The organism is Acidovorax sp., assembly GCF_016783915.1.
In the GTDB taxonomy this organism is placed as follows: Bacteria; Pseudomonadota; Gammaproteobacteria; order Burkholderiales; family Burkholderiaceae_C; genus Acidovorax.
In genome coordinates, this window is the sequence record NZ_JADHVT010000034.1 from 15,954 (window position 1) to 37,554 (window position 21,601).

The following is a 21,601-nucleotide window of genomic DNA, read 5'->3' on the forward strand; positions in this document are numbered from 1 at the left end:
GCATGCACGCCACCCGCATCGTTGCCATCCGCCACGGCGAAACCGCCTGGAACGTGGACACCCGCATCCAGGGCCACCTGGACATCCCGCTCAACGACACCGGCCTGTGGCAGGCCGCCCAGGTCGCGCAGGCCCTGGTGGGCGAGCCGATTGCAGCCATCTACTCCAGCGACCTGCAACGCGCGCACGCCACCGCCCAGGCCGTGGCCCACACCACAGGCGCCCCGTTGAAGACCGAGCCGGGATTGCGCGAACGCAGCTTCGGGCACTTCCAGGGCCGCACGTTTGCCGAGATCGAGGCCGAGCTGCCCGAGGACGCATTGCGCTGGCGCAAGCGCGACCCGCACTACACACCCGAAGGCGGCGAGTCGCTGGTCACGCTGCGCGAGCGCATTGAACGCACCGTGACCACCCTCGCGCAGCAGCATGTGGGCGAGCAGGTGGTGATGGTGGCGCACGGTGGGGTGCTCGATGTGCTGTACCGCCTGGCCACGCGCCAGGACATCCAGGCGCCACGCACCTGGCAGCTGTCCAACGCCGCCATCAACCGCCTGCTGTGGACGCCCGACGGCCTGACACTGATTGGCTGGGCAGACACCCAGCACCTTGACAACAACGCAGCGCGCGATGAAACCCATTCCTGAAGCACTAGAGGCCTGTATCGGCCAACGCGTGGACCTGATCGACACCCCCGCCCTGGTGGTGGACCTGGATGCCATGGACCGCAACATCCAGCGCATGGCCGACTTTGCGCGCAAGCACCATGTGCGCTGGCGCCCCCATGCCAAGCTGCACAAGAGCGCCGAACTCGCGCTACTGCAGCAACGCGCAGGGGCACAGGGAGTGTGTGTGCAGAAGGTGGCCGAAGCCGAGGCGCTGGCTGCCGGTGGAGTGGATGACATCACCATCACCAACCAGGTCATCGCCATGCCCAAGCTGCACCGCGTGGCGCGGCTGGCCGCGCAGCTGGCGGCACGCGGCGGACGCCTGGGTGTGGCTGTGGACCACTCCGACGGCATCGAACGCCTGGCCGAAGCCATGACACAGTACGGCAGCGACGCGGGCATTGATGTGCTGGTGGAGATCGACGTAGGCCAGGGCCGCTGCGGCGTACCCCCTGGCGAGGCCGCAGTGCCCCTTGCGCTGGCCGTGGCGCGCAGCCCGCGCCTGCGTTTTGCAGGTCTGCAGGCCTACCATGGCCGGGCCCAGCACCTGGCCAGCACCGTGGGGCGCAAGGAGGCCATCGCGCAGGTCGTGCGTGCAGCCATCCATACACGGCAGCTGATTGAGGAGGCCGGTGTTACGGTGCCGCTGATCGCCGGATCGGGCACAGGCACCCTGGTGCACGAGGCCGCCAGCGGCGTATTTGGCGAGTTGCAGGCAGGCTCCTTCCTCTTCATGGATGCCGATTACGCCCGCAACGAGCGCGAACCGGCGCAACCCGCGTTTGAACACGCGCTGTACGTCAAGACCCAGGTGGTATCGGTGCGCGACACCCACGCCGTGTGCGACGCGGGCCACAAGAGCCACGCCATCGACTCCGGCCTGCCCACGGTGGCCCTGCTGCCGGCCGACCGCACCCTGCGCTACGCCAACGGCGGTGATGAACACGGCCTGCTGTATGCCGACGCCCCTGACGCCCGCCTGCCCAGCCTGGGCCACATGCTCTGGCTCATCCCCGGTCATTGCGACCCCACGGTCAATCTGCATGACTTTTTGATCGGTGTGCGCGGAGGTTTGGCGACGGGTACGGTAGAGCGCATCATCAGGGTTGATGCCAGAGGCGCGCTGACCTGATTGGGGCAAGAATCGGCGGACATTTTGGTGTCCTCCATGAGCCCCAGCCAGATCATCGTCCTTGCGACCCCCGTCTTCTTTTTGCTGATCGCCATCGAACTGGCGGTGGGCTACAGAAGGCAGCGCAACACCTACCGGCTGGCCGATGCGGTCAGCAGCATCAGCCTCGGTATGCTCAGCCAGACCAGCGCAGTGTTCACGCGGCTGCTGCGCATCGGCATCTACACGGCCCTGTTCGAGCACGTGGCGCTGTGGCGCAACGATGCCTTCTGGACCAGCCTGCCCGGATGGCTGCTGGCGCTGGTGTTCTACGACCTGTGCTACTACTGGCTGCACCGCATGGGGCATGAATCGGCCGTGCTGTGGGCCGCCCACGCGGTGCACCACCAGAGCCAGGACTACAACCTCTCCACCGCGCTGCGCCAGACGAGTTCGGGCGCGCTGCTGGGCTGGATCTTTTATGTGCCCATGGCACTGGCGGGCGTTCCGCCGCTGGTGTTCGGCGTGGTGGCACTGATTGACCTGCTCTACCAGTTCTGGGTGCACACCGAGCAGGTGGGCAAGCTGGGCTGGTTCGACCGCTGGTTCTGCAGCCCCAGCAACCACCGGGTGCACCACGCAGTGAACGACGCCTACCTGGACAAGAACTACGGCGGCATTCTGATCCTGTGGGACCGGCTCTTTGGCACCTTCAAGGACGAAGACGACCAGGAGAAGTGCGTGTACGGCACGCGCGGCCTGCTGAACAGCTGGGACCCGCTCTGGGCCAACGCGCAGGTGTACGCCGGGCTGGCACATGACAGCTGGCACGCGCGCAGCTGGCTCGACAAGCTCAAGGTCTGGATCAAGCCGCCGGGCTGGCGGCCTGCGGACGTGGCGGAGCGCTTTCCCAAGCCGGCCTTCAGCATGGCGCAGATGGCGCTCTACCACCCACCGATGTCGCGCGCCGTGCAATGGTTTGCACTGGTGCAATTTGTGCTGCTGCTCGGGGGCGTGGCGGCCTTTTTGTGGCAGGCCGATGCGGCGCCGCTGACGCACAACGCCGTCTGGTTCGCCGTGCTGCTGACCGTGCAATGGTCGCTGGGCGCTGTGATGCAGGGGCGCATTGGCATGCTGATGGCGCTGATGCTGCAAGGCGCTGCGCTGGCCACGGCCACCAGTGCGCTGGGGTTCACACAATGGCATTGGCTGTTCAAGCCGCTGACCATGGCAATTGCTCTTATTTTAGTAGCTGCCAGCGCTTATCCATCAATCGCTAGAGGCCAATTTTTCTATAAACATCTGTTTCTTCTTGCTGCCGCACTGGGCGGATCGCTGGCGGGGGATGTGTTTCTCATGTTCCCGGGCTTCTTCATCCCGGGCCTGGTGAGCTTTCTGGTGGCGCATCTGTTCTATGTGGCGCTGTTCAAAAGCGGGCAAGCGTGGTTTGCGCACAGAGGTGCACTGGCCGCCACGCTGGGCATTGGCATGGCGATGTACGCATTTTTATGGGCAGGCGGTTTGCCGCCCGCACTGCGCGCGCCGGTAGCCGCCTATGTGCTGGTGATTGCGCTGATGGCCGCCCAGGCCATCGGCCGCGCTACAACACTGCGCGATGCTCCATCGTTGCTGGTTGCGGTTGGCGCGGGGTTCTTCATGCTCAGCGACTCGCTGCTGGCCACCAACCGCTTTGTGACGCCCCTGCCGATGGCACAGGTGTGGGTGCTGTCTACCTACTACGCGGCGCAGGTGCTGATCGTCTGGGGCATGCTGCCAAGCGTGGCGCGGGTACCGGCTGATGCGAAGGCTGTGGCACCCGTCGAAGCGGGCCGCGCTGCGCGCGCGGCCACTGTCCACACCGGCGCTGACGGGCGGGTTTCCACCGCGCCGCCCGGGCTGTGAAGCAGCAGGCGACAAAGCGAAAAAACAAGCAAAATTGGCCTCTAGCGCTTTTAAGATAAGCGCCAGCAGCTATCAAATCAGAAGCAGTGCGATTCTTTGCACGCGGAGGCACCCCGCCGCGCGCCCCCTAACGCTTCAGCGCAGGCAACGCGGTGGGCACCGGCTCCACACCTGCAGCAATTGGCTCGTCGCGCGCAATGTGCCCGTCGATCAGCTCCACCAGCCGGTCGCAGCGCGCGGCCAGGCGCGGGTCGTGTGTGACCACCACAAAACTCGTGCCCCGCTCGGCGTGAATGCGGCGCAACAAGGCAAACACTTCGGCTGACGAGGCAGTGTCGAGGTTGCCGGTGGGCTCATCGGCCAGCACCAGCGGCGGGTTCATGACCAGCGCGCGTGCAATGGCAACGCGCTGCTGCATGCCGCCCGACAGCTCTGCCGGGCGCTTGTCCATGGCCTGGGCCAGGCCCACGGCGTCCAGCAGGCTGCGCGCGTGATCGCGGCTAGCGGCACTGACGCGGCCTTCGGCCATGAGGGCCGGTAGCGTGACGTTCTCCAGCGCTGAGAACGCGGGCAGCAGGTGGTGGAACTGAAAGACAAACCCCAGGGTGCTGCGTCGGCGCAGGGTGAGCGCGGCATCGTCCAGGTCCTGCACCGCCTCGCCGTCCAGCAGATAGCTGCCAGTCGTCATGCGTTCGAGCAGGCCCAGGATGTTGAGCAGCGTGCTTTTTCCCGACCCCGAGGGCCCCATCAGCGCGATGAACTCGCCCCGGCGCACTTGCAGGTTGATGCCGTGCAGCACCTCGGCCTCGCTGGGGCGGCCCAGGTTGTAGCTCTTGCGCACGGCATCGAACGCGATCAGATCGGGGGCGGCTGCGGTGTTCATCACATCCTGATGGCCTGCGCCGGGTCCAGCGCCGCTGCGCGCCGCGCGGGCGCCACGGCCGCCAGCACGCCGCACACCGAGGCAATCAGCGCAATCTGCAACGCCATGGCGGGCGCCAGCGCAATCGAAAACAGCGGCATGCCATCAGAGCCCCGCACGAAATGCGTGAACACCCAGATCAGCCCTACCGCCAGCAACAAGCCCAGCACCGAGCCCAGCGCACCCACCACAGCGCCCTGCAACAGAAACACGCGCAGCACCTGGCCCCGCGTGGCGCCCATGGCGCGCAGGATGCCGATCTCGCGGCCCTTTTGCACCACCGACACCACCAGCACGCTGGCAATGCCCAGCACCACCACCGCCAGCACCACACCCCGGATGATGGAAGTGCTGATGGACTGCGCGTTGAGTGCTGACACCAGCTGGGCATTGCTCTCTTGCCAGCTCTCGATCTTGTAGGGGAACTGCATTTGCAACGCACGCGCCAGGGTCTGTGCCACCCACACGTCTTTCAAGGTCAGGTCGAGCTGGCTGGCGCCCCCCGGCAGCGCCAGCAGGCTTTGCGCCGCGCGCAGCGGCACGATCACAGTGCGCCGGTTCAGGTCTTTCACCCCCAGGTCCACCAGCGCGGTGACGCGCACCGAATCACTCACCGTGCCGCCCGCGCCGCTCGTCTGTACCGTGAGGCGGTCTCCCACACGCACGCCCAGGTCGGAGGCCAGCTCGCGCCCCACGATGGCCTCGCCCGGTGCCAGCCGCGCGGTGCCACTGACCACCTTGGAGCGCAGCCCCACCACGCGGTCATAGCGGTCCAGATCCACGCCCATCAGGGCAATGGCCTGCGATGCCTCGCCGCGCAGCGCCAGGCCCGAGCCGGACACCATGGGCGACACCCCAGCGACTTCGGGCAAACGCTCCAGCAGCGGCACCAGCGCCTGCCAGTTGGCCACCGACCGCAGGCGCTGGGCACGCGGTTGGGTTTCGGTCAGCGCAGCGGTGCCAGGCAAGGCAGGGGCTGCCGGTATGACCAGGTCGTCCGGCGCCCGCAGGGTGATGTGCGCCTGGGCGCCCAGTGTTTTGGCCAGGGTGTTCGATTGCAGTCCGCTGATCAGCGCCGAGATGTAGGCAATGACGGCCACGCCCGCCGCCACGCCCACGATGATGAGCACGGTCTGCATGCGCCCTTCGCGCAGAAAGCGCAGCGCCACGCGCAACTCGAAGCCGGGCCAGATCCACATGGCGGCTCAACGGCCCATGGCGTTGGTGAGGGTAGCGCCGGCGTCAGCGCCTTGGGATCGACCTTGCGCTGCACCGGCTGTGGCGGAGCCCGCGCTCCACTCCACCGTGCGGGCACGTACGCGGTCGCCAGCCTGCGCGGTGCCGCCACGCAGCACGGTGTCGCCCTCGGCCAGGCCGTCCAGTACCTCCACAGCGTCCAGTGCGCGCAGCCCCAGCCGCACGGGGCGGGCCTGGGCGCGCCCCTCCTGCAACACCAGCACCGTGGCCTGGTCACCCACCACCGCACCCCGCAGGGCCGCCTGCGGCAGCACCAGGGCACGCTCGCGCCGCGCAGTCTCGACCTCGACCGACAAGGTCATGTCCTCGCGCAGAAAGGCGGGGGCCTGCTGCTCCAGCGCAAACTTCACCTCAATGGCGCCACGCTGAGCATCCACCGAGGGTGCGATGGTGAGCACACGTGCTGCAAAGCGCTGGCCAGCAAAGGCATCGGCCACCACCGAGGCCTTTTGGCCCGGCAGCAACTGGTCCAGAAAACGTTCGTCCACCTGGGCCACCAGCTGGGTGGGCCCGGCCAGCGCCAGGCTGAGCAGGGCCTTGCCAGGCTGCACGATCTGCCCGGGCTCGACGTCGCGGACCAGCACGCGGGCATCGGCCGGGGCCAACAACGTGGTCTGCGCCAGGCGGGCCTGGGCCGCCACCGTGGCCGCCTGGGCCAGCGCCAGCTGCGCCTGCGCCTGGACCACATCGGTGCCCGCATCGGAGTTGGCCTGGACCTGCGCCTGCGCGCTCAACTGCTGCGCCCGGGCTACCTCGACGGCGCGCTGCGCCTCATCAAGCTGCGCGGCACTATAGAACCCCTGGGCCACCAGCTGCTGCACCCGCGCCAGGTTGGCGCTGGCCGCCTGCAGGGTAGCGTCGGCCTGCGCGCGCGCCGCCTGTGCCGCGCTGCGGCCGCTGCTGCGCAGGCCCACCAGGCGCGACTGTGCCTGGCGCTCAGCCGCCACAGCCTGCGCCAGGGCAGCCCGCAGCTCGTCGGCCTCCAGCTGCACCAGCACATCACCCTGGCGCACCTGTGCGCCTTCTGCCACCCGCACCTCGGCCACGCGGCCGGTGATGGTGCTGCCCACGTCCACCCGCGACAACGTGGCCACGCGCGCCGAAAACTGCAGCGTACGCACCAGCGGCGCCGACTGCACCAACAGGGCATCGACCTGCGGCCCCTGCAACGCCATTGCGCCCACTGCGGCAGCCACCACCAGCACTGCCGCGCCCAGCCCCAGGACCCAACGTCGCTTGTTCACAAGACAATCCAAAGTGCGAGGGATGTTCGGGGTGTCATGTGCCGTGCCTTCAGATCATTCAGAGAAGAGTCCGCCCGCCGCCTTGGGCGGCGCCACCCCCAGGTGCCTGAACGCCGCCAGCGTGGCAATCCGCCCACGCGGCGTACGCTGCAAAAAGCCCTGCTGGATCAGGTAGGGCTCGATCACGTCCTCGATGGTGCCGGCCTCTTCGCCAATGCTGGCGGCAATGTTGTCCAGCCCCACCGGGCCGCCGTCAAAGCGGTGGATCACGGCTTCGAGCAGCTTGCGGTCCATCACGTCAAAGCCCTGCGGGTCCACGTCCAGCATGGCCAGGGCCCGGTCGGCTATTGTTTTGGTGATGCGGCCATCGCTCTTGACCTCGGCATAGTCGCGCACCCGGCGCAGCAGCCGGTTGGCAATGCGCGGCGTGCCGCGCGAGCGGCGGGCGATCTCAAAACCACCTTCGTCATCCATGGGCGCATTGAGCAGCCCCGCGCTGCGCTTGACGATGCGCGCCAGCTCGTCGGCCGTGTAGAACTCCAGCCGCGCCACGATGCCAAAGCGGTCGCGCAGCGGGTTGGTGAGCATGCCCGCGCGCGTGGTGGCACCCACCAGCGTGAAGGGCTGCAGGTCGAGCTTGATGCTGCGCGCCGCGGGCCCCTCGCCGATCATGATGTCGATCTGGTAGTCCTCCAGCGCGGGGTAGAGGATTTCCTCGACAACGGGCGAGAGGCGGTGGATCTCGTCGATGAAAAGAACGTCGTTCTTTTCCAGGTTGGTCAGCAGCGCCGCCAGGTCCTTGGGCTTCTCCAGCACAGGGCCACTGGTCTGGCGCAGATTCACTCCCAGCTCCGCCGCAATGATGTGGCTGAGCGTGGTCTTGCCCAGGCCGGGCGGGCCGAACAGCAGCACATGGTCGAGCGCCTCGCCCCGCTTACGCGCCGCGCCGATGAAGATCTCCAGCTGCTCCCGCGCCTTGGCCTGGCCCACATACTCCTGCAGGAGCTTGGGGCGTAGGGCACGTTCAATGGCCTCCTCTTGGGGGGATGCGGGGACTGAGGAGATGACGCGTTTGGCGGGGGCGGGGGTGAAGTCGTCGGTCTGGATGGTCATGTCAACGCCTATTGGCTGGTCCACGCGTAGTAGGACACACCCTCGTACACATATTCAGGGTTGTTGGAGACAATGAAGTCACGTTCTGCCAGGCTAATCGTGTAGAAATGGACCTGCTTCGAGGGCCTGTAAAAGCGGTACACAGGGGATGCCCCAGCAGTGGGACTGGGCGCTGCATACCAGGCAACGCCCTCATAGCGATATGACGGCAGGTTATTCAGTACGGAGTCTCTTTCCTGTGCACTGCTGGTGTAGAAGTGCGCACCGCCCACAAGACCATAGAAACGATACACAGCGGAATTGCCGGTCGCAGGGGCTGCCTGCGCATAAAAGGCAACGCCTTCGTACGAAAAGCTGGGCGCCGTCTGTATCGTATTGTCACGCTCCGCCACGCTGGTGGTGAAAAAATGGGCACCGGTCGTGCCATTGAAGAACCGATAGACTGCGGCGCGGCCATTGCCAGAAGGGGGGGACGACGCTGGTGCCAGCCAGTTCTTCAATGCCGTGTTGAACGCAATATCAAACCGCCCATAGAACTCGGAGGATGTCTTGGCCGAGCACGTCGCACTTCCGCCATACAAGGTACCAATCACCTGGTTGGCACTGTTGAACAGCGCGGAGCCGCTACTGCCGCCCTCGGTTGTTCCTCGACTCCAGTTGATCTGATAGTAGTTACCCGAATTGCCTATGCACTGGAATCCGGTGCCAGTGCCAGGAGGAGTGCAGAAGGTTTGCCCGCTGATGTTGCCAAAACTGATCTTGAGCACGTCCCCGCGCGGGTGATGCAGCCCCGTCACTTCCGAACCTACCACCTGAGCGCCCGCGTCCCAGCCAGCAAAAAATGCACCAGCCGGAGGGGCCTCATTGAGCTTGAGCAATGTCATGTCGAAACCATCGGAAGCGTAGAGCAAAGTCGCTCCACCCAGCCGCCTCTCTGCCGAAGAAGACAAGGTACGGCTATTGCATATTGGCGTCCTGTAAAACCAGTCCGTTTGCAGCGACTCTGCTTCCGCTGCGGACGAAATGCAGTGATTGGCCGTCAGAAAATAGGGCGTGCCTGAAGAAATGCTGTCATTCAGCAACGTGCCAGTGCACAGGTAGGTATTGGCACCAGAAGTAAAGATCATCCGTGCGACCGCGTTGCGCTGATTGGCATACGCGTCGTAGCAGGAGGCGTCCAGTTGGCAGGCTGCCGACTCGTTGATCTTCGTGGAGAAATCGCCCTCCGTCGGAAGCGACAGGTCCTCAAAGATATGTGACACGCGAGGAACCGCAATGTCGAGTGCTCCCAACGGGGTCCCCGGAGGTAGCTCCACCTCCAGAGTGACTTCGTCAGAACCCAAATCGGGAGTCCACCAAGTCTGTCCGTCTAGGCCCGAATCCCCTGCCATCTTCTGTCGTTGAATGCGCTGCAGCACCTCCTGGCCTGGGATCTGAAACACCGTGCCAGCTTTTGCCGGACTGTAGATGCGCAGCACGGAGCCACCGGGCAACTGCTTGACCACCACACCGAGACGCAAGCCATGCGCCCCCTCTGAAGAAAAGCTGATGGCAGCGACCAGCCCTCCCGACTCGGTGGGCCTCCAATGAAACATCTGCAGTGTCTGGGCTGATGCGCCAGTGGCATCCACATCGCGGGCCATGCCGATCAGACGGGGCGCCAAGCCGGTCTTTAAAGGGAAAGGTATTGCCTTCTCTTGTGCAATGGCACCAAGCCGGATTTTCGCAGGGGTAGGCAGATTTATCGCTTCGCGCAACTTGACATATGGCACGCCCTGGTCAGCGCTGGCGGGCTGTACCCAGCCTTCCATGCGGGTGGTCTGAGACGTCGCCTCTGCGTCTCCGGAACCGCCCCCACAGCCCGCCAGCAGCAATGACAGGGCCACACCACCAAGCGCGCTCATCAGATTTCTAAAACTGTTTGCCATGGAATGCTCCAACAACCTGAAAAGACGTCATCACAAAGAACCACACGATTTTGCAAAGACACGCAGCGCTACTTCGCCAACGCCTTCAGCGCCATCTTGATGCCATCACTGACTCCCACCTCCACCGGCAGAGCCTTGAGCGCCGCTGCCGCTTCTTTGTCGTTGTATCCCAGCGCGAGCAGCGCCTGCAGAATGTCGGCTTGCGCATCGCTGGTGGCCGCATCGCGCACAGCGCCCATGTCGGCGCCCAGCTTGCCCTTGAGCTCCAGCAGCAAGCGCTCTGCCGTTTTTTTGCCGATACCCGGCACCTTGACTAGGCGCCCCGCCTCCTGCAACGAGATCGCTTGCGCCAGGTCGCTCACGCCCATGCCGCTCAGGATGGACAAGGCAGTGCGCGGCCCCACGCCTGAAATCTTGATCAGCTCACGAAACGCCTGGCGCTCAGGGGCGGTTGCAAAGCCGTACAGCAGCTGCGCATCCTCACGCACGATGAACTGGGTCAGCAGGCTCACCCGCTCGCCCACGGCGGGCAGGTTGTAGAACGTGCTCATGGGCACATTCACCTCGTAGCCCACGCCGTGACAGTCCAGCAGCACCTCGGGGGGATTCTTCTCCAGCAGGGTGCCGGTCAATTTGCCTATCATTGATGTCCTTTGACGTCGCGGACATGACATGCCGCGCCGCCGTTCTTGCTGTTTTCCGTTGCCTGACTGGAATTATCCGCGTGATCCTGCGCCACACCTTCACCCCCCACAACAACACCCGGCTCACCAACCTGTGTGGCCCGGCCGATGCGCACCTGCGTACCATCGAGGTGGCCTTGCAGGTGAGCATTGCGCACCGGCACGAGCAGTTCAAGGTCGATGGCCCCAAGGCCAAGGCCACGCAGGCGATGGAGCTGCTGCAGGCCCTCTATGAAATGGCCGAGCGCCCCATTGGCGAAGACTACATCCAGCTCATGCTCGCGGGCGACAGCGAACTGCTGGAGGCCCCGGACGACGCCATCATCCTCAACACCCGCCGTGCCGACCTGCGCGGCCGCACGCCCACGCAGAACCTGTACCTGCAGAACATCGCCACGCACGACATCACCTTCGGCATCGGCCCGGCCGGCACGGGCAAGACGTATCTCGCCGTGGCCAGTGCGGTGGACGCGCTGGAACGCAGCAGCGTGCAGCGCATCGTGCTGACCCGCCCGGCGGTCGAGGCGGGGGAACGCCTGGGCTTTTTACCCGGCGATCTGGCGCAGAAGGTGGACCCCTACCTGCGCCCGCTGTACGACGCGCTGTATGAACTGATGGGGCATGACAAGGTGCAAAAGGCCTTCGAGCGCAACGCCATCGAGATCGCGCCGCTGGCCTTCATGCGTGGGCGCACGCTGAACAACGCCTTCGTCATCCTGGACGAAGCGCAGAACACCACCCCCGAGCAGATGAAGATGTTCCTCACCCGCATTGGCTTTGGCGCTAAGGCGGTGGTGACGGGCGACGTGAGCCAGATCGACCTGCCCAAGGGCAACCTGAGCGGCCTGATCGACGCCGAACGGGTGCTCAAACGTGTGAAGGGCATCTCCATCACCCACTTCACCAGCGCTGACGTGGTGCGCCACCCACTGGTAGCCCGCATCGTGGACGCCTATGACGCCCCCCGCCGTGCAGCCACTGCACGCGGCAGGGACTGAACACCACTCGCTCCTATTTTCATAGCTTTCAGCACCTACTCTTCCAGCGCCTGCCGCCAATTTCGCTTCACATGCCACTGAACCAACTCTCCCTGTCGCTGCAGTTCGGCTCGTTTGACGAGGCCGCCGCCCACCGGGCCGTGCTGCCCCGCCACAAGGTCACGCGCTGGATTCGCCACGCCCTGGCCACCGACGCCGAGATCACCGTGCGCATCGTGGGTGCTGAAGAAGGCCGGCAGCTCAACCGCGAGTACCGCAAGAAGGACTACGCCACCAACGTGCTCACCTTCGACTACACCCAGGAGCCGGTGGTGACTGCCGACCTGGTGCTTTGCGCCCCCGTGATCGAGCGGGAAGCGAAGGAGCAAAACAAGAGCCTGGAAGAACACTACGCCCACATGCTGGTGCACGGCGCGCTGCATGCCCAGGGCTGGGACCACGAGACGAGTGAGGCCGATGCCGAGGAGATGGAGGCTTACGAGACCGACATCCTGCAAGAGCTGGGGTTTGCAGACCCGTACGCTTCTGAATAGCGCCGCCCAAGTAGAGCGGCCAAGGCATAGAGCGCCCTGGGCTTGGCGCTGCACGTGCCTCACCACGGGTCACATCTTGCCCACCAAGCCTCCTGCAGGGATCCGGAAACAAATCGTATTTCTTGCTGTTTATTTTTTACTGAGTGGTATAAAAGTCCGACCTAAGGGAGGGCTAAGGATCAGGTTCGGGATAAGCGTTTGTAACGCTGCACGGCCCTGGCTACGGCACTTGGGGGCACACATCTGACATCGCCAAGCCCCCATCCTCCTCCGTTCGCACCGCTTCCTTTCCCACTTCAGGACAACAGGACATTGCCCATGATCGGACACTCCATACCTCGCAGGACACCTACCACCCCGAGGCCGACTCACCTGGCGCGGGCACTGATGATGGCCGTCCCTGTGATGCTGGCGGCCTGCGGTGGGGGCTCAGGTTCGGACGCTCCATCCACGGGCCTTGCAGCGCCGTCGGGTTTCACCGTGGGCTACGGAACCAAAGGTTACAAATTCCAATGGAACACCAGCACGGGCGCCTCCCGCTACGAGCTGTTCGAAGACCCTGACGGCCCCACTGGCCCGCAGCCGGAGACGATAGTAGGCAGCACCAACGACCACACCATTACCGCCTTTTTCCACGAGATAAAGTCAGCGCAACTGCATGAGCGAGTGAATGCCACCTACCGCCTGCGCGCCTGCGACGGCACTGGCTGCGGAGCATTCACGACCGCAGTCGTGCCCGATGTGGCCCAGGCCATTGGCTACTTCAAGGCCAGCAACAGTGAGCCTGGCGACACGTTTGGGGGTGCCGTGGTGCTGTCGGCAGATGGAAAAGTGATGGCCGTGAGCGCGACCGGCGAACGCAGCAACGCGACCTGCCCCACAACCACCTCCTGCGACCAAGCCGACAACTCCATCACGAACGCAGGCGCCGTCTATGTTTTCTCGCGCAACAATAGCTACGGCTTGTGGACACTGGCGTCCTATCTCAAGGCCGGCAACAACCGGGCCTACGACAACGGACGCTACCTGGACAACGGTCCCCGCTTTGGCGCCAGCCTGGCCCTGTCTGCCGACGGATCCACACTGGTCGTGGGAGCACCCGGCGAGACCAGCAGTGCCAAAGGGGTGAACGGCGACGCATCCGACACCCAGACCCAGGGTGCGGGTGCCGCATACGTCTTCAAGGCCATCGGTAGCCCCCTGCCTCACGGCCTTTCTATGAAGTGGGTGCAGGAGGCCTACATCAAGGCAAGCAATACGCGCCCCAAGGCCGATTACAGCGTTGACATCATGGGCTATTACGTACGCAACCCCCAAAGCTTCGGAAGCAGCGTGGCGGTGTCTTCCGATGGCAACCTGGTGGCCGTTGGCGCACCCGGCGAAGGCAGCAAAGCCACCGGCATCAATGGCGATCAGAGCGACAACTCGGCCATCCGCTCAGGCGCGGTATACACCTACACCCGCAGCAGCAGCGGCGCCGGAGGAGGAAGTATCTGGGCCCATCAGGCCTACCTGAAAGCCAGCAACACCGACAGCCTGCGTTGGAAACACTTTGGCGAATCCATTGCGCTCTCGGGTGATGGGAGCACGCTGGCTGTGGGGGCTCCGCAGGAGAGCAGCAGCGCCACCGGCGTCAATGGCAACCAGCAGGATCAATCGGCCAGCAGCTCCGGTGCGGTCTACGTCTTCACCCAGAGCAGCAAAGGCTGGAGCCAGCAGGCCTTTGTCAAGGCATCCAATACTGCCGCCAACGACCGATTTGGCCTCAAGCTCGCACTTTCGGCAGATGGCAACACACTGGCCGTTGGGGCCCAGGATGAGAGCGCGTCTGGAACGGGCATCAACAACCCGCCCGGCGCTCGCACCCTGGCACGTGCGGGCGCCACCTATCTGTTTACCCGCGGCAACGATGCGTGGAGCCAGCAGGCCTATCTGAAGGCCAGCAACACCGGCCAGGACCACTGGTATGGATCCAGCCTCGCACTGTCTGCCGACGGCAATACTCTGGCCGTGGGCGCCATGGCCGAAGCCAGCGGCGCCAGGGGCATCAATGGCAAACAGGCGGACCATTCTGCGGGCGGCGCGGGCGCTGCCTACATATACCAGCGAAGTGGCGGTACCTGGAGTCAACGCGCCTACCTGAAGGCCAGCAATACCGATGCGGGGGACCTCTTTGGTGCCAGCATCGCCTTGTCAGGCGACGGCACCACCCTGGCAGTGGGCGCCACGGGCGAAGACAGTCTGGCCAAAGATATCCAAGGCAACCAGGCGGACAACTCGGGCAGCCCCGCCTACCCTGCAATGCCCCTTCCCGTCAGCGTCGGGGCGGTGTATCTGTACTGACCATTGATCCGGGGCACGCCCTCCCACTCCACTCGCCAAAACCCAACACTCTAAGGAATCCCTTCATGCCTCGCATTCTTCAACCCCTGAACGGCTTGTTTCTCGCTATCCCGCTGGTACTGACAGCCTGCGGCGGCGGCTCCGGAAGCTCGACCTCCCCTACACCTTTCAGCCTCACCGTAGGCTACGGGGTCAAGGGCTACAACTTCAGCTGGAATGCCAGCGCCGGAGCCACACGCTATGAACTGTTTGAGGACCCCGATGGACCGACAGGCCCCCTGCCCGAGACACAGCTCGGAGGCGCACTGAGCAGCACCTCTTACGCCCATAGCCTCGCCCCTCAGCTACTACACGAGCGTGTGAACGCCAGTTACCGACTGCGTGCCTGCGATGCGAACGGCTGTGGCCCGTTCACGGCCACCGTCACCCCCGCCCTCACGCAGGCCATTGGCAAGTTCGAACTCGCCGGCGGCAATGCCGCGCGAGTTGGCAGCTACACAAATGTGATTGCCCTGTCGGCGGACGGTGCAACAATGGTTGTTGGATCTCCGAGCGAGGACAGCTCAGGCGGGTTGGCCGGGGCAGGCGCGGTGTATGTCTTCAGTCGCAATACAGTGGGCGGCACCTGGAGTCAGCAGGCGCGCATTGAAAACACCAACTCCGCCGCCAAAATGGCCTTTGGCGCCAGCGTGGCTTTGTCTGCTGACGGTAATACGCTGGCTGTGGGCGCACCGGAAGAAAGAAGCAACGCGCGGGGCATCAATGGTGATGCATCCAACCGCGATGCGTATGGCGCAGGAGCGGTCTATCTACTCACTCGCAGCAGCGGCACCTGGAGCCAGCAGGCTTACATCAAGGCACGCAACACACCGCAGAAAGTCGAATCCTGCAGCCGCCTCGACGTCATGGGCACGTTTGTGTTTCCCTGCACCCCCCAACACTTTGGCTTCAGCGTGGCTCTGTCAGCCGACGGAAACCTGCTGGCAGTGGGAGCTCCTGAAGAAGGCGCTAACTTCACCCCGGGGCTTGAAGGAAGCCTCGTCGGCTCGATCTCCAGCGGAAGCGATTCCATTTTTGGCGGTGGTTTGGGCGCGGTTCACACCTTTGTCCGCAACAACAGTGCCTGGGCGGAGCAGGCGCACCTGCCGCGCAGCAGCACCGACAGGCGTGTGGCCCGCTTCGGAGCGGTAGTAGCCCTGTCCAGCGATGGCACACTCCTCGCAGCGAACAGCCAGCACGACGTGTCTGTCCTGACACAACTCAGTGGTACGTGGAGCTCCCCCAAGCAAGTGTGGAGCAAGACCACCGACGTAATGGATGGGGAGCACCCCTTTGCGCTGTCCGGGGACGGAAGCACGCTGGCCGTCCTGGATGGTGCTGGATTCTCCAGCGTTGAGCTGCAAACCTTCACACGCACGGGGGACGCCTGGACGCAGCAGCCGGCCCTGTCGGTCAAGGCTGATGGCCAATCGCAGTCAACAAGCGTCATGTTGTCGCTTTCCTCGGATGGCCGCACGCTCGCCCTGGGTAACCTGAGGGACGCCAGCAACGCCCCCGGCATCAATGGCGACGCCAGCAACCAGGCCGCCAGCGCGGCCGGGGCCGTCAACATCTACCGCCGTGACAGCACCACCTGGGCACACAGGTCCTACCTCAAGGCGCCCCAACCGCGCGCACTTGCGCGCTTCGGCGCTGGCGTGGCGCTGTCTGGTGATGCCAGCACCCTGGCCGTGGGCACCAGCAGCGCTACGGATGGCGTAACACCCGCCGCGCCCAATGCAGCCTATCTGTACTGATTGCGCTGAGGGTAGCCCTTTCATATTGACCAGCCCCAGCACCTGACAGGCGCCAGGGAAGGAAAAAGTGTTGCACCTGCGCCGTCGCCAATGGCGGTGGCGCCACCCCCTACCATCGGTGCATGCTCGACACACCTTTGCTTCTCACCGCCGCCTTCATCGCTGGCGCCCTCAATGCCGTTGCCGGTGGCGGTAGCTTTCTGACCCTGCCTGCCCTCGTCTTCACCGGCGTGCCACCTGTGGTGGCCAACGCTACGGGCACGGTGGCGCTGTTGCCGGGCTACATGGCGGGGGCCTGGGGGTTTCGGGAAGACATGCAGCCGCCGCCCGGCCTGTCCATGCGGGCGGTGGTGCTGCTGGCCCTCATCGGCGGATCGGCCGGGGCGGCGCTGCTGCTGATCACGCCCGACGCTACCTTCCGCAAGGTCGTGCCCTGGCTGCTGCTGGCGGCCACGGCGATGTTTGCGCTGGGCCCGCGCCTGCGCCAGTGGGCCGGCGCGTCGGCCCATGGCCCCGCCGCGCCCTGGAAGGCGGCCCTGGGCATGCTGGCCGTGGCGGGGTACGGCGGCTACTTCAACGGCGGGCTGGGCATCTTGCTGCTGGCGCTGTTTGGCCTGCTGGGGCAAACCCAGCTCAACGCCATGAACGGCATGAAGAACCTGGTCTCGGCCCTGCTCACCGCGATTGCGGTGGCCATCTACGCAGCGGGCGGCATCGTGCAGTGGCCGCAGGCGCTGGTGATGATGGTGGCCGCCACCGCGGGCGGCTATGGCGGTGCCCGCGTGGCGCGCAAGCTGCCTGCCAACGTGCTGCGCTGGGGCATCGTGGCTACCGGGCTGGTGATGGCGGCGGTGTTCTTCTGGCGGCAGTGAGCAGCAGCCCCTTGCCGTCCTCGTCGGCGCCTCCATCCTTACCCGCGGGCAGCGGCCGCCCACCACCCCGCGTGCTGTGGGCCATGCTGCTCACGCTGCTCAGCGGCTTTGCGCTGAGCCAGGCGTTTCGCACCACCACCGCCATCCTGGCCCAGGGGCTGACCGCCGAGTTCGGGCTTTCGCCCGGGTCGCTGGGGGCCTTTGCCGGGCTGTTCGGCCTGTCGTTCGGTGTGGCCCAGTTGCTGATGGGCGTGGGGCTGGATCTGTGGGGCCTGCGGCGCACGGTGCTCACCGCCTTTCCACTAGCGATTGCCGGGGCTGCTCTCTCAGCAGCAGCGCCCGGCTATGCGTGGCTGATGGTGGGCCAGTTGATGATCGGCGTGGGCTGCTCGCCCGCGTTTCTGGCCTGCACGCTGTTCATTGCGCGGCATTTCCCTGCCGACCGGTTTGCCTACCTGTCGGGCGTGGCGATGGGAGTTGGCGGTCTGGGCCTGCTATTCACCGGCACGCCACTGGCCTGGCTGGTGCAGCACGGTGGCGGCTGGCGCACGGGTTATGCCGTGCTGGCGGTGCTCAGCGCGCTGTCGTGGCTGCTGATCTGGCTGCGGGTGCACGAGCCCGCCCCGCTCGTGCCGCCACCGGCGCAGCGCGAAACCTGGGGCCAGGCGCTGCTGGGCTTTGGCCAGCTGCTCACGGTGCCGCACACCTGGGGCATCCTGCTGCTGGGTATGTCGGGCTACGCCGCGTTTTTGTCGCTGCGGGGCCTGTGGCTGGCGCCGTTGCTGATGGAGCGGTACCACCTCACGCTGGTGGACAGCGGCAACGTGGCGCTGGGCCTGTCCTTGATTGCGCTGTTTGCACCCGGTCTGGCGGGCCGTCTGGACCCAGGCATTGGCCGCCGCCGACGCTGGATCGGCAACGCCTCGCTGCTGATGGCTGGGCTGTTCGCGCTGCTGGCATTTTTGCGTGTGCACCCGGCGGCCAGCGTGGTGCTCATCCTGCTGATGGGGCTGCTCTCGGGCTACGGCGTGCTGCAGTACGCCGATGTGCGCGCCTCATACCCGGCCGCGCTCACAGGCCGGGCCCTGTCGGCGTACACCATGGCGATGTTCCTGGGCGTGGCGCTGATGCAGTGGTACACCGGCATCGTGGCCAACGGCGCCCAGCGCCAGGGCTGGGATGCGCACACGGCCGTCATGTTGGCCATTGCGACTTGGCTGACGCTGGCGTCCATGGCGTTCCGGTTTCTGCCTGTGTCGCCATTGGTTTCTCTGAAAACATCAGAGCCTAAATAGGCTCTAGCGCTTATATATCAAGCGAAAGCAGCTATCAATTTTGATGAGCTGCAGGCGGCATCCGCAGCGGAATCGTCACCGGTCCGTCGTTGACCAGGTGCACCTGCATATCGGCTGCAAACTGGCCGGTGGCCACCACAGGGTGAATCTTGCGCGCCTGGGCCACCAGGTAGTCGTACAGCCGCCGCCCCTCGTCAGGCGCGGCCGCCTGGGTGAAGCTGGGGCGGTTGCCGCCGGTGGTGTCTGCCGCCAGGGTGAACTGGCTGACCAGCAGCAGGCCGCCGCCCACATCCTGCACGCTCTGGTTCATCTTGCCCGCAGCGTCCGAAAAAATCCGCAGCTTGAGGAGCTTGGCCAGCAGCCTGTCGGCCTCGGCATCGGTGTCGCCGCGCTCGGCGCACACCAGCACGAGCAGGCCTGCGCCGATGGCGCCCACGGTTTGCCCCTCGACCTCTACACGCGCTTCGCGCACACGTTGCAATACGCTGATCACTTCACGGCATCCTTCAAATCATCACGGGGGTCGTCGAAATGCGCCTCCACATCCGTGGGCAGCAGCTCGATAGTGGCGCGCAGGCCGGGCACGGCGGTCATCAGCGCGCGCTCGACCTGGCCGCGCAGCTCGGCGGCGTGGCGCAAGGTCCAGTGGGCGGGCATATGCAGGTGCATGTCCACAAACTGGCGCTGGCCTGCGCGGCGCGTGGAGACATGGTCGAACCGCACGGCACCGGGTGCCTGTGCCGCCACAAATTGCTGCAGCGTGGCGTCGATGGTGGCCTGCACCTCGGGCTCCACCGCTGAATCCATGAGGCCCTGGGACGACCGCCACACCAGCTCCACGCCCTCTTTCAGGATGTTCAGCGCCACAGCAATGGCCGCCGCCGCATCCAGCCACAGCCAGCCGGTGAGGGCCGCGCCCGCAATGCCCACCAGCACACCGGCCGAGGTCCACACGTCGGTCACCAGGTGGCGGGCATCGGCCTCCAGCGCGATGGAGCGGTGCTCGCGCGCCGAGCGGAACATCACCCATGCCAACAGCCCGTTCAGGGCCGAGCTGAGCACCGAAAGCCCCAGGCCCCAGCCCACCTGCTCGATGGGTTGTGGGTCGAACAACCGATGCCCGGCAGCCCACAGGATGCCCGCCGATACGCCCACGATGAGGATGCCCTCGAAGCCCGAAGAAAAATACTCGGCTTTGTGGTGGCCATAGGGGTGGTCGTCATCAGCCGGCCGCGCCGCCACCGTCACCATCGCCAACGCAAACATGGCGCTGGCCAGGTTCACAAACGACTCCATCGCGTCGGACAACAGACCCACCGAGCCCGTGACCACCCAGGCCAGCGTCTTGAGTGCGATGGTGACCACCGCCACGGCCACCGAGGCCCAGAGCAGGTTGCGGGGCGATAGCCAGGGGTGGGATGCTGGAGAAGATGCGGACATGGTGGGTATGCGAAGGAGCGGCAGACAGGCGAATCGGAAATTACACCAGAGCCACCTTAAGCTCCGTTTAATGGGAGGCACGAGTGCAGCCCAGGGCTAAGGCAACGCAGCCCCCATGCCAGAATCCGCGCATGCTCCCCGCCTGGCGCCTTCTTTTGCGACACACGCCCCACCTGCCCAGCTTGCTGCTATGGGCGTTGGTGGCCTGTGCTGGCTCTGGCTGGCTGGCGGTCAACCGCTTGCAGCAATTGCACGCGGCGTTTGAGACCGACGCGCGCATCGTGCACCGGCTACTGAGCCAGCGCGTGGTGCAGCACGACGCCATCATGGCCACGCTGGCGCTGTTGCAGCCCGCCGCTGCGGCGGATGACCTGCACAACGCGGCATCGCCCCTGCCCCGCCTGACATCGGTGTACCCCCAGATCCTGGCCGTGCTGCAGAGGGCGGCCCACAGCGACTGGCCTCCCGCGCTGCAGGCCGAACTGGCGGCAGCCGAAGCCACCTCGCGCCGCACCGGCCACGCCGCTATGGCAGGGCTGAACCTGCCCGCAGGCCGCTACTACCTGGTGCTCGCGGGCACGCCCGGCAGCTATGCGCTGCACATCGACCTGCGCACCACCATCCCGACCGACGAGTGGCCTATGGACATGGCGACCAGCCCGGTTCGCGTGACGCTGGAGCGAAGCGGCGCTGCCTTTGTGGTGCAGCCCGGCCATGCCAATCAGGGCAGTGGCATCCGCAGCTACGACTTTCACAAACTGCTGGCCGCACCCAGCCAGCCGCTGGATGTGGTGGCCCGGCGCAGCGTGGGCCTGCACGAGCTGCCCTGGTGGGGCATGCTGGGCTGGTGCCTGCTGACCGCGGCACTGTGGGCTGCCGGCCGCGCACTGTGGCGCCAGCGCGTTGCCCGCCAACGGGCGGAAGAGCTGCTGCGCCTGGGCCAGGTGGCTCGGCTGAACACGCTGGGCGAGCTGGCTGCAGGCATGGCCCACGAACTGAACCAGCCGCTGACCGCACTGCTGTCCAGCACCCAGGCTGCGCAGCGCCTGCTGGCCGATGACCCGCCCGAGCTGGCGACGGCACAAACCGCCATGGCCAGGGCTGTGGAACAGGCACGCCGCGCGTCCACCGTGGTGGGCCGACTGCGCCGCCTGGTGGAGCGGCCCGACCTGGCGGCCCAGGCCCAGCCACTGGCGCTGCCCACCGCCGTGCAGGACGTGCTGCACCTGCTGGAGCCAGAAATGGCGCAGCGCGGCGTGGCGCCCGAGGTGTCTGCCCCCCCTGACTTGCCCCAGGTGCTGGCCGAACCCGTGGCCCTGCAGCAGATCATCCACAACCTGCTGATGAACGCCCTGCAGGCACTGGAGCAAGTGCCCCCCCCTGAACGCCAGCTGCACCTTGAGATGGCGCGCGCCGGTGCCGGACACGTGGCCCTGTCGGTACGCGACCACGGTCCGGGCAGACCGCCCGAGGCACGCCAGCACCTGTTCGAGCCCTTC

18 protein-coding genes are annotated in these 21,601 nt (G+C 65.6%); 10 read left to right on the plus strand and 8 right to left on the minus strand.

Annotated features, from left to right (window positions below):
- Window positions 1–2 precede the first annotated feature (2 nt).
- Genes ISS20_RS09215 through ISS20_RS09225 form a run of 3 tightly spaced genes read left to right on the plus strand, consistent with a single transcriptional unit; the run spans window position 3 to window position 3,678 of the window.
- Window positions 3–644: a histidine phosphatase family protein gene (locus ISS20_RS09215; protein WP_291435875.1), complete on the plus strand. Its 642-nt coding sequence runs from the start codon at window positions 3–5 to the stop codon at window positions 642–644.
- Window positions 628–1,797, plus strand: coding sequence for a DSD1 family PLP-dependent enzyme (locus tag ISS20_RS09220; RefSeq protein ID WP_291435877.1), 1,170 nt, complete (start codon window positions 628–630; stop codon window positions 1,795–1,797). The genes ISS20_RS09215 and ISS20_RS09220 overlap by 17 nt, the downstream gene beginning before the upstream one ends.
- 36 nt (window positions 1,798–1,833) lie before the next feature.
- Window positions 1,834–3,678: a lysoplasmalogenase family protein gene (locus ISS20_RS09225; RefSeq protein WP_291435880.1), complete on the plus strand. Its 1,845-nt coding sequence runs from the start codon at window positions 1,834–1,836 to the stop codon at window positions 3,676–3,678.
- A 127-nt stretch (window positions 3,679–3,805) separates the two neighbouring features.
- Here ISS20_RS09225 and ISS20_RS09230 read toward each other — a convergent pair whose 3' ends face one another.
- The 6 genes from ISS20_RS09230 to ruvA all read right to left on the minus strand — a co-directional run bounded on the left by ISS20_RS09230 (window position 3,806) and on the right by ruvA (window position 10,786).
- Window positions 3,806–4,561 (minus strand): ABC transporter ATP-binding protein, encoded by a 756-nt coding sequence (locus tag ISS20_RS09230; protein ID WP_291435883.1) that lies wholly within the window; start codon window positions 4,559–4,561, stop codon window positions 3,806–3,808.
- Window positions 4,561–5,799: an ABC transporter permease gene (locus ISS20_RS09235; protein ID WP_291435885.1), complete on the minus strand. Its 1,239-nt coding sequence runs from the start codon at window positions 5,797–5,799 to the stop codon at window positions 4,561–4,563. Before ISS20_RS09235 ends, ISS20_RS09230 begins: the two co-directional genes overlap by 1 nt.
- 6 nt (window positions 5,800–5,805) lie before the next feature.
- On the minus strand, window positions 5,806–7,101 hold the full coding sequence (locus tag ISS20_RS09240; RefSeq protein ID WP_291435887.1) for an efflux RND transporter periplasmic adaptor subunit: 1,296 nt from the start codon (window positions 7,099–7,101) through the stop codon (window positions 5,806–5,808).
- Between the two features lie 54 nt (window positions 7,102–7,155).
- Window positions 7,156–8,214, minus strand: coding sequence for a Holliday junction branch migration DNA helicase RuvB (ruvB, locus tag ISS20_RS09245; RefSeq protein ID WP_291435889.1), 1,059 nt, complete (start codon window positions 8,212–8,214; stop codon window positions 7,156–7,158).
- An 8-nt stretch (window positions 8,215–8,222) separates the two neighbouring features.
- On the minus strand, window positions 8,223–10,142 hold the full coding sequence (locus ISS20_RS09250; protein ID WP_291435890.1) for a trypsin-like peptidase domain-containing protein: 1,920 nt from the start codon (window positions 10,140–10,142) through the stop codon (window positions 8,223–8,225).
- 68 nt (window positions 10,143–10,210) lie between these two features.
- Window positions 10,211–10,786, minus strand: a complete 576-nt coding sequence (gene ruvA, locus ISS20_RS09255; RefSeq protein ID WP_291435892.1) for a Holliday junction branch migration protein RuvA — start codon at window positions 10,784–10,786, stop codon at window positions 10,211–10,213.
- Window positions 10,787–10,866: 80 nt separating this feature from the next.
- Between ruvA and ISS20_RS09260 the strand changes: the two genes are divergently transcribed.
- From ISS20_RS09260 to ISS20_RS09285, 6 genes are all read left to right on the plus strand, one after another.
- A complete protein-coding gene (locus ISS20_RS09260; RefSeq protein ID WP_291435894.1) occupies window positions 10,867–11,823 on the plus strand; it encodes a PhoH family protein in 957 nt (318 codons plus the stop codon).
- Between the two features lie 71 nt (window positions 11,824–11,894).
- On the plus strand, window positions 11,895–12,356 hold the full coding sequence (ybeY, locus tag ISS20_RS09265; protein WP_291435896.1) for an rRNA maturation RNase YbeY: 462 nt from the start codon (window positions 11,895–11,897) through the stop codon (window positions 12,354–12,356).
- A 387-nt stretch (window positions 12,357–12,743) separates the two neighbouring features.
- Entirely contained in the window at window positions 12,744–14,699 is a 1,956-nt protein-coding gene (locus ISS20_RS09270; protein WP_291435898.1) for an FG-GAP repeat protein, read from the plus strand.
- A gap of 65 nt (window positions 14,700–14,764) precedes the next feature.
- The gene (locus ISS20_RS09275) at window positions 14,765–16,495 is read left to right on the plus strand and encodes a hypothetical protein (protein ID WP_291435900.1); all 1,731 of its coding nucleotides are present in this window, start codon (window positions 14,765–14,767) and stop codon (window positions 16,493–16,495) included.
- 122 nt (window positions 16,496–16,617) lie between these two features.
- On the plus strand, window positions 16,618–17,367 hold the full coding sequence (locus ISS20_RS09280; protein WP_291435902.1) for a sulfite exporter TauE/SafE family protein: 750 nt from the start codon (window positions 16,618–16,620) through the stop codon (window positions 17,365–17,367).
- A gap of 11 nt (window positions 17,368–17,378) precedes the next feature.
- A complete protein-coding gene (locus ISS20_RS09285) occupies window positions 17,379–18,662 on the plus strand; it encodes an MFS transporter (RefSeq protein WP_291435904.1) in 1,284 nt (427 codons plus the stop codon).
- A gap of 34 nt (window positions 18,663–18,696) precedes the next feature.
- Here ISS20_RS09285 and dtd read toward each other — a convergent pair whose 3' ends face one another.
- On the minus strand, window positions 18,697–19,155 hold the full coding sequence (gene dtd / locus ISS20_RS09290) for a D-aminoacyl-tRNA deacylase (RefSeq protein WP_291435906.1): 459 nt from the start codon (window positions 19,153–19,155) through the stop codon (window positions 18,697–18,699).
- Window positions 19,152–20,102 (minus strand): cation diffusion facilitator family transporter, encoded by a 951-nt coding sequence (locus tag ISS20_RS09295; protein WP_291435908.1) that lies wholly within the window; start codon window positions 20,100–20,102, stop codon window positions 19,152–19,154. Before ISS20_RS09295 ends, dtd begins: the two co-directional genes overlap by 4 nt.
- Window positions 20,103–20,233: 131 nt before the next feature.
- On the opposite strand from ISS20_RS09295, the gene ISS20_RS09300 reads away from it, so the two are divergent.
- Window positions 20,234–21,601: ATP-binding protein (locus ISS20_RS09300; RefSeq protein ID WP_291435911.1), on the plus strand; the 1,368-nt coding region annotated here is incomplete at its 3' end.